Here is a 14394-nt window from a genome sequence, read left to right as displayed (position 1 = left end):
CGAAAGAAGCCCCGCTTGCGCGGGGCTTCCTCGTCGTCCAACTGCAGGCTTGGCGCCTGCCGTCAGAAGCGGTACTGCGCCGACACGCCGAACAGGTTGGCGTCGCCGTCGTAGGGACCGGTGATGGTGCTGCCGCCGCTCGCGAAGTCGATCTTGGGATCCTTCGGCTTCAGGTGGGTGAAGGCAAAGCTCACGTCCATCGCGTCGCTGACGTTCCAGGTGGCGCCGATCGAGTACCAGCGGCGATCGTCGTCGGGCAGGCGCGGGGTGCGGTGCTCGAGGCTGGTCGGGGTCTCGTCATACGCAACGCCGCCGCGCAGGGTCCAGGACTCGTTGAGCTTGTATTCCGCGCCAAGCGACATGAACGCGGTGTCTTCCCAGCCGAAGGGCTCGACCGAATCCGGATCGCCGTTGTCGAAGTTGACGCGCACTTCGCGCAGCGACGACCAGCCGGTTTCGGTCCAGTTGGCCATCATCGCGAAGCGGTCGGTGAAGTCGTAGCGCGCCACGACCGCGAAGGTCGACGGCGTCGTCAGCTTGGCACCGACGCCGCCGTTGTTGAACAGCTGCGCGGTCATCGGGTTGCTGTTGAACACTGCGCGCACATCGCCGGGCACGGCCCATTCCGCGGTGCCGCGAAGTTCGTAGTCGATCTCGGACTGGTAGCTGACGCCGATCGCGAGGCGATCGGTCGGGCGCAGGTTGAAGCCGACCAGCCAGCCGAAGCCGGTGTCGTCGCCCTCGATCTCGGCGTGGCCGTCGCGGGCCTGGGGCAGCGCGAACGGCAGCGGGCGGGTGGCCGGGTTGGAGAACAGCAGGGTGCCGAAGTCGACGGCCTTGGACAGGGTCACGTCGGCCTTGGAGTACACCGCGCCCACGCCGACCGACAGGTGGTCGTTGAGATCCAGCGCCGCCGACAGAGTCAGGTTCACGATCTGCATGTCGGAGGTGTCGGCGAAGTAACGGCCCTGCCAGTCGGGGTCGTACTCGGTCTTCAGGCCGAACGGGGCACTGACCATGGCGCCCAGCGCCAGGCCGTTGTCGAGCTTGTGGATCACCGAGAACGCGGGGATCGGGGTGACGTCACCGGCTTCGCCGCCGTCGCCGCCGTTGAGCGGGCGGCCGAGCGCGTCGGTGCCGCTGCCTTCGAAGCGGTAGCTCAGGTCGATGACCGAAAGATCGGCCTGGACCGTGGTGCCCTCGAAGCGGGTCATCGTGGCCGGGTTGTTGACCACGACCGATGCGTCGCCTTCATTGACGCCGGAGCCGGCGAACGCGGCGCCGAGGCCCTTGACGCTGTTTTCCTTGAGCTGGAAACCGGACGCGTGGACGGGGGCGAGGGCCAGTGCGCCGAGGATGCCGAGCGCGAGGGCCGAAGCCTGCAGAGTGGGGGAGATACGCATTGAAAAACTCCTGACAGAGGGCTTGCGGATATTGGTGTGGCGCGCACTATACCGTGGCGGATGGTCATGCACAGCTGCCCCGCGTCACGCCTGCCGCCGGTTATCTTTGTGAACCCGCCCCTGCCCGGCCCGCAACGCATGTTCGTCTCGATCCCGACGCGTTCCCGCCCCGCGATGCGCTGGGCAACCCCCTTGCTGTGTGCAACGTTGTGGGTGGTCTACCTGTGGGCCAGCACCCGCCCGGAAGCCGTGGAACAGGCGCTGATGGTGCGCTGGGGCGCGCTGACCGGCGCGCTGGGGCCGGGCGACCTGCTGGTGTCCTGGGCCGACGGCGAGCGCGGCGTGCGGCTGCTGACCGCGCTGTTCGTGCACGCCGACTGGGCCCACCTGCTCGGCAACCTGGTGTTCCTGCTGATCTTCGGGCTGCCCGCGGAACGGGTGATGGGGCCATGGCGGCTGCTGGCCCTGTTCCTTGTCGGCGGCGCGCTGGCCAACCTCGCGACCGTGCTGGTCATCGACACGCCCGACCGCCTGGTGATCGGGGCCAGCGGCGCGGTGTCGGCGCTGATCGGCACCTACCTGGCGCTGTTCCCGCGCGCGCACCTGGGCGTGGTGCTGCCGCTGGGCCTGTTCCTCGAGTTCGTGCGCGCGCCGGCGCCGCTGCTGATCGGGATCTGGGCGCTGCTGCAGGTGGTGTTCGCCTACATCGGTCCGGCGTTCGGCGCCGTGGCCTGGTCGGCGCACGTCGCGGGCTTCGCGTTCGGCGTCGTCTTCGCCCTGTTCTCGCGGCGCGCCATCGCGCGCCGCCTGCGCCGGCAGAAGGGTTACTGAGCCACCGGCGGCGGCACGCAGTCGTCGCCCTCGGCCAGGCGGCGCAGCGCGGCCATCGCCTGCACCACCGGCTCGTCGCCGTCGAGCACCTGGCCCGCGCGGCTGCCCTCCTCGCCTTCGGCGACCAGGTGCCCGGGCAGCGTGATTTCGCCGAAACCGGCAACCGGTGCGCCCTTGACGTCGAGCACCAGGTCGGGCTCGATGCCGCGGGCCTGGATGGAGGTGCCGTTGGGGGTGAAGTAGCGCGCCGTGGTCAGCTTGACCGCATCGCCGTTGTCCAGCGGCATCACCGTCTGCACCGAACCCTTGCCGAAGCTGCGGCTGCCGACGATGCAGGCGCGGTTGTTGTCGCGCAGCGCACCGGCCAGCACCTCCGAGGCGCTGGCCGAACCGGCGTCCACCAGTACGACCACCGGACGCCCGCGCATGCGCTCGCCGGGGGTCGCGCTGAAGGCCGTGTCGCCCACCTGGATGCGGCCGCGGGTGCTGACGATGCCGCCGCTCTCCAGCAGGTCGTCGGCGATCTGTACGGCCGAGGTCAGCAGGCCACCGGGGTTGCTGCGCAGGTCGACCAGCAGCCCGCGAAGGCCGTCACCGCCGGCCTTGGCCTGGAGTCCGTCCAGGGTATCGGCGAAGTCGCTGGCGGTATCGGCCTGGAAGCCGGCGATGCGGATATAACCGAAGCCGGGCTCGCGCATGCTGCCGCGCACGCTGGGCGTGCGGATGACCGCGCGCGCGACGCGCAGCTCCAGCGGCTCGGCTTCGCCCTCGCGGACGATGGTGACGCCGACCTCGGTGCCCGGTGGCCCGCGCAACGGTCCGCTTCCTTCGTGGCTGGTGGGCGTCAGCTCCTCGCCATCCACGGCCACGATCATGTCGCCGGAGCGGATGCCCGCGCGCTGTGCCGGACTGTCGTCCATCGGCGAGATCACGCGGATGCGGCCGTCGGGCAGCTGCATGACCTCCACGCCGATGCCCTCGTAGGCGCCAGTGGTGCCTTCCTCGAAGGCCTCGGCGTCGCTGCGCTGGAGGTAGGCGCTGTGCGGGTCGAGGTCGAGCAGCAGGCCGCGGATCGCCGCCTGCATCAGCTCGCGGTCCTCGACCTCGTCGACATAGCCGGCGCGCACGGCGTTGAACACCAGCACGAAGCGGCTGATCTCTTCCAGCGGGATCGCGCTGGCGGGATCCCCGTCGAGGGGTGGCTCTGCAGCGGCGATGTCGGCATCGGCATCGGCATCGGCGTCGGCGTCGGCGTCGGCATCGGCGTCGGCGTCGGCGTCGGCGTCTCCATCCTGCTCTGGCTGGCCCGCCTGCTTTTGCGGCCCGGCCTGCCCTTGCGGTTCCGCCTGCGCGGGCTGCGCGGGCTCAACCGCCTCCGGCGCGGCGCCAGATTCGGCGGGCGGCGCGGCGGGCACGGCGGGCGCGTCCTGGGCGATGGCGGGCAGCGCCAACAGGCTGGCGAGGGCGAGCGTCAACAGGCTGGCGCGCATGCGGGACTCCGGGAGGGAACGGGAATTGGACCGCGCATCCGCGCGCGGGTTCAGTCGATTATGCCGCCGGCGCGGCGCGGGCCCCGTCAGCGCTTCTGCAGCCAGGTGCGGGGATCGACGGGCTTGCCCTCCCGGCGCAGCTCGAAATACAGGGCCGCGCGGCCCTGGCCGCCGGACGTGCCGACGGTGGACACCGCATCGCCGCGGCGGACGCGGTCGCCGGGGTTCTTGAGCAGGCTGTCGTTGTGCGCGTACAGGCTCATGTAGCCGTTGCCGTGATCGACGATCAGGATCAGGCCGTAGCCGGTCATCCATTCCGCGAACACCACGGTGCCCTCGGCCACCGCGGTGACCGGGGTGCCGGCGGCGGCGGCGACCAGCACGCCGTCGCTGCGGCGGCCGTCGGGCATGCGCGCGCCATAGCCGGCCAGCAGGCTGCCGCTGAGGGGCCAGGACAGGCCGCCGACCTGGACCGCGGCGGTGCGGGCGACCGCGACCTTTGGCGCATCGGGCACGGGATTGCGTCCGGCCCCGGCGCCCGCGCCGGGCTTGTCGCCATCGCGCGCCGCGGTGGCTGCGGCGGCGCGGCGCGCGGCTTCGGCCTTGCGCTCGGCTTCGGCCTTGCGCGCCGCCTCGCGCAGGCGCGCGAGCAGGCGTTCGAGCGACTTCGCATCGGCGCCCAGGGCCTTCTCGCGCTCGCTGCGGTCCCTGTAGCTGGCATCGAGCCCGGCCACCGCCTTGGCGCGCTCGGCACGCTCGCGCTCCAGCGCCTCGGATTGCGCGCGCTGGCGCTCGCTGGTGGCGACCAGGGCCGCCCGTTCGGCGGCGATCGCCTGCTCCATCTCCTCGAGCCCGGCGAGCTCGGCTGACAGCTCGGTGATCCGCGCGCTGCGGCCGCGCTGCAGATAGCCGTGATAGGCCAGGCTGCGATTGGCGCCCGCGGCATCATCCTGTGCCAACAGCAGCTTCAGGGGCGTGGTCCCGCCCACGGTGTAGGCCGCGCGCAGCAGCCCGGCAAGCTCCTTGCGCTGCGTCGAAAGGCCTTCCGCGAGGGCGTCACGCTGCGTCTCCAGATCCGCAAGCGCCTGCTGCTGCCGCGCCAGCGCCGCCCCGGTGGCGGCAAGTTCCCGGGCATTGCGGGCTACCCGCTCATCGGCGTCGCGAAGCTCACGGCTGGCCTTGCCGCGGTCGCCTTCGATGCGGCGGCGCTCGCGTCCGACTTCGTTGAGTTCGCGCTTGACCTTGTCCAGCCGGCGCTGCGCGTCACGGCTGTCCTGGGCCGATGCCGGCCCGGCGGGAAATGCCAGCAACACCAGCAACGCCGACAGCATCAGCAGCAGCGGCACGGATCCGGCCAGCAGCGGCCGCGCCGGAACGCGCCGGTGCAGGCAGTCGCGGCGCGGCGGCGTGGCCGGCGCGAGGTTCACGCCAGCAGGCTGCAACCGGTCATCTCCACCGGCTTCGCGACGCCCAGCAGGTCGAGCATCGTCGGCGCAAGGTCGCGCAGCGCACCACCCGTGCGCAGGGTCGCATCGCCGCGCCCACCGACATAGATGAGATCCACCGGACCAACGGTGTGCGACGTGTGCGGCTCGCCTGTCACCGGGTCGCGCATCATTTCGACGTTGCCATGGTCGGCGGTGACCAGCAGCTCGCCGCCCTGCGCGGCGACCGCCGCGGCGACCTCGCCAAGTGCCCGGTCCACGGCCTCCACGGCCTTGATCGCGGCCTGCAGGTCGCCGGTGTGGCCGACCATGTCGGGGTTGGCGAAGTTGCAGACCACGGCGTCGAAGCGGCCGGAGGCGATCGCGGCCACCAGCTTTTCCGTTACCTCGGGGCAGCTCATTTCCGGCTGCAGGTCATAGGTGGCAACCTTCGGGCTCGGCACCAGGATGCGCTCCTCGCCGTCGAACGGGGTCTCGCGGCCACCGTTGAAGAAGAAGGTGACGTGGGCGTACTTCTCGGTCTCGGCGATGCGCAGCTGGGCCAGGCCATTGGCACCCAGCACTTCGCCCAGGGTGTTGCGCAGGTCGTCGGGCGCGAACGCCAGCGCCACCGGCAGGGTGGCGTCGTACTCGGTCAGGCAGGTGAAGCTGGCCAGCACCGGCCGCCGCGCGGCGAATCCATCGAATGCCGGGGCCACGAACGCCGCGGCCAGCTGGCGCGCGCGATCGGCGCGGAAGTTCATGAACACCATCGCGTCGCCGTCGCGCATCGGTTCGGCGCCGGCGATCACCGTCGGCAGCACGAACTCGTCGTTCTCGCCGCGGGCGTAGGCGGCGTCAAGCGCGGCCATGGCATCGGGCGCGACGTGCTCCGCCCGCGCCTCGACGATGGCGTCCCAGGCCAGGCGCACGCGCTCCCAGCGCTGGTCGCGGTCCATGGCGTAGTAGCGCCCGCTGACGCTGGCGATGCGCGCGTTGCCGTGCAGCGCGCAGGCATCGGCCAGCGCGCGCAGGCTGGGCGCGGCCGAGCGCGGCGGCATGTCGCGGCCGTCGGTGAACGCATGCACGGCGACGCGCGCCACGCCCTCGCGCCTGGCCAGCGCGAGCATCGCCAGCACGTGCGCCTCGTGGCTGTGCACGCCACCGGGCGAGAGCAGGCCCATGACGTGCAGGGTGCCGCCCGACGCGTTCACCGCGGCGCAGGCCGCGCGCAGGCCGTCATTGGCGAAGAAACTGCCGTCGGCGATCGCGGCATCGACCCGGGTCAGGTCCTGGTAGACCACGCGCCCGGCGCCGATGTTCATGTGCCCGACCTCGGAATTGCCCATCTGCCCGTCGGGCAGGCCGACGTGGGTGCCTTCGGTATGCACCAGTGTGGTCGGGTGCGCGGCGAACAGGCGCCGCCAGTTGGGGAGGTCGGCGAGCGCCAGCGCGTTGTCGCGGGGATCGTCGCGATGGCCCCAGCCGTCGAGGATCAGCAGCACGACCGGCTTCGGCCGGCGGACGGAATCGGGCTCAGGCACGACGTTCGACCCTGTGACGTTGGACGCATGCATTGTAGCGCCGGCCGGCGCAGACTCGGGCCATGAACATCCGTCAAGCTCCCCGATTCGCCCTCGTTTTCATCGCCGCGCTCGCGGCCGGCTCCGCGCTGGCCGCGGAAGACATCAACCGCGTCAACGGCGCGATCACCGCCAGCGCCGGCACCGGGCACGGCCAGCTGGAAACCGTCAACGGCAGCATCACCCTGGACGATGGCGCCCGCACCGGCGACGCCAACACGGTGAACGGCGCCATCCGCGCCGGCAACGACATCGCCAGCGGCGGACTGTCCACGGTCAACGGCGGCATCCGCGTGGGCGAACGCGCGCGCATCGGCGGCAGCGTGGAGACCGTCAACGGCGGCGTGTTCATCGGCCGCGGCGGCGAGGTCGAGGGCGACGTCGAGACCGTCAACGGCGCCATCGGCCTGGTCGCGACGGTCGTGGCCGGCGACGTCGGCACCAGCAGCGGCAACGTGACCATCGGCACCGGTTCGCACGTGCGCGGACGCCTGCACGTCGACAAGCCCAGCGCCAACTGGATGCCGATCCGCATCAGCACCCGCCGCCAGCGGATCATCATCGGGCCCGGCGCCGTGGTCGACGGCCCGCTGGAGTTCGAACGCGAGGTCACGCTGTACGTGCACGACAGCGCCCGCGTCGGCGAAATCAGCGGCGCCACGCCGGTGCCCTACTCGACGGCGACCGCGCCGCCTCGCACCAGCGACTGAAGCCCGCGCCCCCGCAGGGCGCCGAACGCATAGAATCGGGGATTCCATTTCTGCAGGACCCGACGAATGCGACCGACCCACCTTGTGCTCAGCCTCGCCGTGGCCACGGCCCTGGCCGCGTGCGGCAACGGCGAACCCGCCACCGCCGCCCCCACCGGCGACGCGCCGGCCGCGGAAGCGTCCACGCACGACTTCAGCCCCGACCTGAGCAAGGACGACTTCGCCGAGATGGTGAAGACGCTGTCCTCCGATGAATTCCAGGGCCGCGCACCCGGCTCGCCCGGTGGCGAGATGACCGTCGAATACATCAAGGCGCAGTACGAGCGCATCGGGCTGGAACCCGGCGGCGACGACGGCAGCTTCTTCCAGACCGTGCCGATGGTCGAGACCACCGCCGACGAATCGACCGTGCTGCACATGGAGGTCGCCGGCGAGCCCCGCGAGCTCGCGTTCGGCACCGACATGGTGATCGGCACCCGCACCGGCGAGGCCGAGGTCAAGGTCGCCGACAGCGACCTGGTGTTCGTCGGCTACGGCGTGGACGCGCCGGAGCTCGGCTGGAACGACTATGCCGGCATCGACGTCACCGGCAAGACCGTGGTCATCCTGGTCAACGACCCCGGCTTCCATGCCAAGGACGACTCGCTGTTCGAAGGCGAGCGCATGACCTATTACGGCCGCTGGACCTACAAATTCGAAGAGGCCGCGCGCAAGGGCGCCGCCGCCGCGCTGATCATCCACGACACCGCGGGCGCGTCCTACGGCTGGGACGTGGTCAAGAATTCGTGGTCCGGCCCGCAGTTCGACCTGCGCGCATCCGACGATCCGGAGCCGCGCCTGCCGGCCCAGGGCTGGCTGAGCGCCGAGGCCGCGACGAAGCTCTTCGCCGACGTCGGCCAGGACCTGGAGGCGCTGTACACCGCGGCCAACCAGCGCGGCTTCAGCGCGGTCCCGCTGGACGCGCGCGTGTCCTTCGACCTCGCCAGCACCACCCGCGAGAGCTCGTCGCGCAACGTCATTGGCGTGCTTCGCGGCAGCGAAGCGCCCGACGAGGCAATCGTCTACATGGGCCACTGGGACCACCTGGGCACGCACGAGGGCGAGGGCGACACGATCTACAACGGCGCCATCGACAACGCGACCGGCATCGCCGGCATCATCGAGATCGCCGAAAAGTTCAAAGCCGACGGCCAGCCGAAGCGCTCGATCGCATTCGTGGCCGTGACCCTGGAGGAGTCCGGCCTACTCGGCTCCAAGTACCAGGTCGCGCACCCCGTGTTCCCGCTGCAGGACACCGTGGCCGTGGTCAACCTCGACGCGATGAGCGTCGCCGGTCCGTCGCGTGACATGGTCGTGGTCGGCAAGGGCAACTCCGAGCTCGAGGACGTACTGAAGACCTTCACCGATGGCCAGGACCGTGAAATCGTGTCCGAAGGCAACCCGGCCGGCGGCTTCTTCTTCCGCTCCGATCACTTCAACTACGCCAAGGCCGGCGTGCCGGCGCTGTACGCCAAGGGCGGCGACGACCTGCTCGACGGCGGCAAGGACGCGGGCGCGGAACATGCGCGCCACTACACCGAGGTCGCGTACCACAAGCCTGCCGACGAGTTCGACCCGGCATGGAACCTCGACGGCGTGATCCAGGACCTGGAAGTGCTGTACGGCGTGGGTCGTACCCTGGCTGACGACGGCAGCTGGCCGAACTGGTACGAAGGCAACGCCTTCAAGGCCGCGCGCGACGCGATGCGTACCGGCGCGCAGTAAGCCTTGACGACCCGTGGCCGGGAACGGCTGCATGGGACGGCGCCGCAAGGCGCCGTCCCATTTCCGGCATCCGGGAAGCGCCCCTCAGCTGCCGATTTCTTCGTTGTAATACTGGTAAAGGTAGTGAATGACCGCGCCCCGCGGGAGCGCACAGCTGACCTGTGGCCAATAGAGCTGGTCTAAGCCCATTTGACTGGTCGGGAAATGGACGAAGGTCCCGTCGCCGGGATTGAGCGTGTGCGAGACCGGGGCGTATGTATTGTTCGACCCCATGGCATGGCCGTGCACGAAGGTGCAGTTAACCGTCACCGCCTCTGCGCCGGTGTTGCCCATGTACAGCGACGCCTGGCTCATGGTGCGGCCGTATCCACCATCCCAGCCTTCCCAGGCGCAGGTGACGAACGCAGGGGCGGCCCCTTCGTTGCCGATTCCGAGGGGGCGGGCGCGCAGCGTCCCGGCGAATGCGGGCAGTGCGCCCTGGCAGGCCCGGGAACCGCTCTCCTGGCTCATACGCGCGCTCGTGCCGGCGTGCGCATTTGGTGTGGCGATCGCTGCGGCCAACATTGCGATGGATAGTATCGAGAGCGGGGCTTTCATGTTCTTCCTCTGGATTCGACGACGGACGTCGTACGAGCACAATGCAGTAACGGCTTTTCCATCCGAAAGCGGCCAAGTCCCGATCAGCCGGTGATGAGCCGCACCCGCGCAAAGTTCCGCTTGCCGACCTGCAGCACGCCTTCGAAGCCGGGCGCGAACGTGGTGCCCGCATCATCGACCACCGTGCCGTCCACCTTCACCGCGCGCTCCTTCAACTTGCGATTGGCCTCCGAATTCGACGGCGTGATCCCGGCCGCGGTCAGCAGTGCGGCGATGCGCAGGCCCTCCGCCGGCACCGTCACGTCCTGCAGCGGAAGCAGCGAAGTGTCGCCCTGCCCCGTCACCGCCGCGTGCCAGCCTGCGATCGCGGTTTCCGCCGCTGCGGCATCGTGGAAGCGCGTGGCCAGCTCGCGCGCCAGGCGCAGCTTCACCTCGCGCGGATTCAGCGCACCGGAGGCCACGCCCGCCTTCAGCGCCGTCGCCTCGTCGATGCCGATGTCGAAGCTCAGCAATTCGATCCAGTCCCACATGAGGTCGTCGCCGATCTTCATGGTCTTGTTGATGAAGTCGATCGCCGGATCGGTGACCCCGATGTAGTTGCCCAGCGACTTGGACATCTTGTTGACGCCGTCCAGGCCCACCAGCAGCGGCATCGTCAACACCACCTGCGGCTTCTGGCCGTAGTGCTCCTGCAGGCCGCGGCCCATCAGCAGGTTGAACTTCTGGTCGGTGCCACCGAGCTCGACGTCGGCCTCGAGCGCCACCGAGTCGTAGCCCTGCACCAGCGGATAGAGGAATTCGTGGATCGCGATCGACTGCTGCGCGGCATAGCGCTTGGCGAAGTCGTCGCGCTCGAGCATGCGCGCCACGGTGTGCTGGCCAGCCAGGCGGATCATGTCGGCGGCAGCCATCTTGCCGAACCATTCGGAGTTGAAGCGGACCTCGGTGCGCTCGTGGTCGAGCACCCTGAACACCTGGTCCTCGTAGGTCTTCGCATTGGCCAGCACGTCCTCGCGGGTCAGCGGCCTGCGGGTGGCGCTCTTGCCGGAAGGGTCGCCGATCATCCCGGTGAAGTCGCCGATCAGGAACACCACCGTATGCCCCAGGTCCTGGACCTGGCGCATCTTGTTGAGCAACACGGTGTGGCCGATATGCAGGTCGGGGGCGGTCGGGTCAAATCCGGCCTTGACCCGCAGGGGGCGGCCGGAGGCGAGTCGGGCCTCGAGTTCCTCGCGCTTGAGGATCTCGTCGGTGCCGCGGGCGATCAGTTCGATGGCGCCGGGGTCGACCGCGTGCGCGGATGGGACGTGCGGCTGGCTGGCGTGTTCGTGGGAGTTCTGTGACAAGGCTCGGGTCCGGCTGGGCGTCGTTCCGGCATGGAAATGTGACGCGGGTTCAAGTGGTTGTTAACTGGAAGTTAAATTATTACCAAGAAGAAACTCCAGCCGCGTCAATCGTTTGACGCGTGATCTTCGCGTGATTATGGTGGCCCGGTGACGCGCCCGTCACGCACGGGCCCGGGGGTCCGATCCACATATGACCACGCCCGAATCGCATCAATCCGACGCGCAGCGCAGCGAGCGCGTCCGCCTCGAAAACCTGCGCGAACTCGAGCGCCAGGCCACCACCAGCAGCCACCAGGCTGAAGCCTCCGCCGAAACCACCGGCAACCGCCGCTGGTCGCGGCGGCAGTGGGCCCATGCCAGCCTGATCGCCACCGCAGGTGCCCTGCTGCTGGCCATCGTGCCCGGTTTCAATACCGCCGTCGACGTACCCCACAGCGCGCGCCTGACCACGCTGTCGCTGTCGCTGCCGGCGCTTCCCGTGCAGCCGGAGCCGGAAGCGGCGGCCGCGAACTGGATGCCGGTGACGGTGGAAAAGGGCCAGACCCTCGGCGCCATCTTCGACGAACTGGGCATCCCGGCCAGCACCATGCACGCGCTTCTCGAGCAGCCCGGCGCGCGCGATGCCCTGACCCGGCTGCGTCCCGGCGTGCAGCTCGGCTTCGCCTTCAACCCGGCCCCGGAGAATGGTGGCCGCGGCAGCCTGCACGCGTTGCGCTACGACCGCGGCGAAGCCGAGCGCGTCGAGCTCGCGCTGGACGCCGGCAAGGTCGTCGAAACCGTCATCGAGCGCCCCATCGAGGTCCGCACCTCCGTGGTCAGCGGCAAGGTCGGCCGCTCACTGTTCCACTCCGCCCGCAAGCTCGGGCTGTCGGGTTCCAGCATCAACATGCTGACCGACGAGATCTTCCAGTACGACATCGATTTCAACACCGACGTCACCCAGAACGACCGCTTCAGCGTGGTCGTCGAGCAGGTCTACCGCGAGGGCGAACTGCTGCGTACGGGCAAGGTCCTGGCCGCTGTGTTCACCGCCAAGAACAAGCCGTTCACCGCGTTCCGCTTCGAGCAGGACGGCAAGACCGAGTACTACAACGCCGAAGGCCGGCCGCTGAAGAAGAGCTTCATCCGCATGCCGATCCAGTACGCGCGCCTGAGCTCGCGCTTCGGCTCGCGCAGGCACCCGGTGAGCGGCAACGTCCGCCAACACAAGGGCGTGGACTACGCCGCGCGCACCGGCACGCCGATCATGGCCGCCGGCGACGCGCGGGTGCAGTTCAAGGGCTGGCGTGGCGGCTATGGCAACACCGTGATCCTCGACCACGGTCGCGGCTACACCACGCTGTACGCGCACATGTCCGGCTTTGGCAACATCCGCCAGGGGCAGCGCGTCAGCCAGGGCACGGTGATCGGTCGCGTCGGCACCACCGGCCTGTCCACCGGCCCGCACCTGCACTACGAGTTCCGCATCAACGGCGTGCACCGCAACCCGCTGCAGCACACCATGCCCGAGCCCGAGCCGCTGAAGGGCGTCGCGCTGGCCGCCTTCCACGCCCAGACCGGGCCGGCGCTGGCGCGCATCCGCACCGTCGAAGACATCATCTACGCCCAGGTACCGGATGCCGCCGATGGCACCCGCGTGGCCAAGGCGAGGCGCGACGCGCCGTCCGGCCGCGGACAGGGCTGATCGCCGCGCCGCCTACGCGGCGTCACAGGGGGCTTCACGCATGGCAGGCCGGCAGGGCTTTCTCGGACTGATCTCGGGCACCAGCGCAGACGGCATCGACGCCGCGCTGGTCGACTTCGAAGACGACGCCGCCACTACGCGCCCGACCCTGCGCTTCGCGCGCACCTACGCCTGGGACCCCGTCCTGCGCGAACGGCTGGTGGCGCTCGGCCAGGAAGACGCGCTGCTGTCGCTGGACGCGGTGGGCGAGCTCGACGTCGCCATTGGGCGCGCCTTCGCCGCCGCCGCACTGCGCGCGCTGGCCGACTCGGGCGCCCAACCGGCGACCGTCACCGCAATCGGTTCGCACGGACAGACGCTGCGCCATCGCCCGCACGGCGCCCTGCCCTTCAGCCTGCAGCTCGGCTGCGCGGCGACCATCGCCGAGCGCACCGGCATCACCACCGTGGCCGACTTCCGCCGTCGCGACGTGGCCGCGGGTGGCCACGGCGCGCCGCTGGTCCCGGCGCTGCACGCGGCGCTGCTGCACGATCCCGCCGAATCGCGCGCGGTGCTCAACCTTGGCGGCATCGCCAACTTCACCCTGCTGCCCGGCGAAGGCCCGGTGCGCGGCTTCGACACCGGTCCGGCCAACGGCCTGATGGACGCCTGGTGCCTGCGCCACCGCGGCAAGGCCTTCGACGTCGGCGGCGCGTTCGCCGCCGAGGGCCGGGTCGACGCCGCGCTGCTGGCACGCCTCCTGGACGAACCCTGGTTCGCCCTGCCGCCGCCGAAGTCCACCGGGCGCGACACGTTCCACCTCGGCTGGGTGGAATCGCGGCTCGCGGGCACGGAATCACCGGCCGACGTCCAGGCCACCCTGCTCGCCCTGACCGCGCGCACCGTGGCCGACGCCCTGCGCGCGACCCAGCCCTCCACCACGCGCGTGATCGCCTGCGGCGGCGGCGTGCACAATCCGCGCCTGACCCAGGCGCTGGCAGCGGAGATGCCGGGCATCGCGGTCGAATCCAGCGCCGCGCACGGACTGGATCCCGATGCGATCGAAGCCATGGCCTTCGCCTGGCTGGCGCGCGAGACCCTGGCCGGACGCCCGGGCAACCTCGCCAGCGTCACCGGCGCCGCCGGCCCACGCATCCTCGGCGCCATCCACCCGGTCTGATCGGGCTCCAATCGGGCTCCAATCGGGCTCCAATCGGGCTCCAATCGGGCTCCGGCCGGAGATCCCGGTCGCAGCTGTAGCTGCTCCTACTGGGGGAGCTGGCCGATCAGCGAGAAATCGCCGTCGGGCACGCCTTCCAGGGCCGCGATCGCGGCCTGGAGCACGTCGGCCTCGGAGCTGTCGAAGCTGAGCTTGCCGTCGCCTTCGGCCGCGTACAGGCCGCGCTCCAGCAGCTGCAGCAGCGCGTGCGACAGCGCCCAGCCGCGGCGGTCGGCGACGCGCTTGATGCGTTCCAGCAGCACCTCGTCGATGTCCTTGAGCACGATGTCGGTCATGGCCCGCGTCCAGTAGTCGCCATCGGTCACGGCAACGCGCCATAGATACGACGACGCGGCCGGATGGG

The 14394-nt window shown here is 70.3% G+C and carries 12 protein-coding genes; 5 read left to right on the top strand and 7 right to left on the bottom strand.

The features are described 5' to 3' along the window. Positions 1–62: 62 nt before the first annotated feature. A complete protein-coding gene (locus tag ACW7GZ_RS14015) occupies positions 63–1403 on the bottom strand; it encodes an OmpP1/FadL family transporter (RefSeq protein WP_457005027.1) in 1341 nt (446 codons plus the stop codon). 138 nt (positions 1404–1541) lie between these two features. On the opposite strand from ACW7GZ_RS14015, the gene ACW7GZ_RS14010 reads away from it, so the two are divergent. Beyond that, a complete protein-coding gene (locus tag ACW7GZ_RS14010) occupies positions 1542–2234 on the top strand; it encodes a rhomboid family intramembrane serine protease (protein ID WP_457005109.1) in 693 nt (230 codons plus the stop codon). Here the strand turns inward: ACW7GZ_RS14010 and ACW7GZ_RS14005 are convergent. From ACW7GZ_RS14005 to gpmI, 3 genes are all read right to left on the bottom strand, one after another. Beyond that, positions 2228–3724: a S41 family peptidase gene (locus ACW7GZ_RS14005; RefSeq protein WP_457009786.1), complete on the bottom strand. Its 1497-nt coding sequence runs from the start codon at positions 3722–3724 to the stop codon at positions 2228–2230. The genes ACW7GZ_RS14010 and ACW7GZ_RS14005 overlap by 7 nt on opposite strands. An 86-nt stretch (positions 3725–3810) precedes the next feature. Further along, positions 3811–5055, bottom strand: coding sequence for a murein hydrolase activator EnvC family protein (locus ACW7GZ_RS14000; protein ID WP_457005107.1), 1245 nt, complete (start codon positions 5053–5055; stop codon positions 3811–3813). Positions 5056–5147: 92 nt separating this feature from the next. Then, complete coding sequence (gene gpmI, locus ACW7GZ_RS13995; RefSeq protein ID WP_457005023.1) at positions 5148–6692, bottom strand: 2,3-bisphosphoglycerate-independent phosphoglycerate mutase; 1545 nt, start codon at positions 6690–6692, stop codon at positions 5148–5150. Between the two features lie 62 nt (positions 6693–6754). Between gpmI and ACW7GZ_RS13990 the strand changes: the two genes are divergently transcribed. Together ACW7GZ_RS13990 and ACW7GZ_RS13985 are read left to right on the top strand one after the other, a co-directional pair. Beyond that, complete coding sequence (locus ACW7GZ_RS13990; protein WP_457005022.1) at positions 6755–7441, top strand: hypothetical protein; 687 nt, start codon at positions 6755–6757, stop codon at positions 7439–7441. A gap of 66 nt (positions 7442–7507) precedes the next feature. Continuing rightward, the gene (locus ACW7GZ_RS13985; RefSeq protein ID WP_457009784.1) at positions 7508–9205 is read left to right on the top strand and encodes a M28 family metallopeptidase; all 1698 of its coding nucleotides are present in this window, start codon (positions 7508–7510) and stop codon (positions 9203–9205) included. Positions 9206–9289: 84 nt separating this feature from the next. Here ACW7GZ_RS13985 and ACW7GZ_RS13980 read toward each other — a convergent pair whose 3' ends face one another. Together ACW7GZ_RS13980 and tyrS are read right to left on the bottom strand one after the other, a co-directional pair. Further along, complete coding sequence (locus tag ACW7GZ_RS13980) at positions 9290–9802, bottom strand: hypothetical protein (RefSeq protein ID WP_457005018.1); 513 nt, start codon at positions 9800–9802, stop codon at positions 9290–9292. A gap of 83 nt (positions 9803–9885) precedes the next feature. Beyond that, positions 9886–11076: a tyrosine--tRNA ligase gene (tyrS, locus tag ACW7GZ_RS13975; protein ID WP_457009834.1), complete on the bottom strand. Its 1191-nt coding sequence runs from the start codon at positions 11074–11076 to the stop codon at positions 9886–9888. Positions 11077–11338: 262 nt separating this feature from the next. Between tyrS and ACW7GZ_RS13970 the strand changes: the two genes are divergently transcribed. Further along, the gene (locus tag ACW7GZ_RS13970; RefSeq protein ID WP_457005017.1) at positions 11339–12832 is read left to right on the top strand and encodes a M23 family metallopeptidase; all 1494 of its coding nucleotides are present in this window, start codon (positions 11339–11341) and stop codon (positions 12830–12832) included. 40 nt (positions 12833–12872) lie between these two features. Further along, complete coding sequence (locus ACW7GZ_RS13965) at positions 12873–13991, top strand: anhydro-N-acetylmuramic acid kinase (protein WP_457009782.1); 1119 nt, start codon at positions 12873–12875, stop codon at positions 13989–13991. An 86-nt stretch (positions 13992–14077) separates the two neighbouring features. On the opposite strand, the gene ACW7GZ_RS13960 is transcribed toward ACW7GZ_RS13965, so the two are convergent. Continuing rightward, on the bottom strand, positions 14078–14356 hold the full coding sequence (locus ACW7GZ_RS13960) for a hypothetical protein (protein ID WP_457005013.1): 279 nt from the start codon (positions 14354–14356) through the stop codon (positions 14078–14080). Positions 14357–14394 lie beyond the last annotated feature (38 nt).

It is taken from the genome of Luteimonas sp. A537, assembly GCF_054052065.1.
This window is presented reverse-complemented; position numbering and strand designations above follow the sequence as displayed.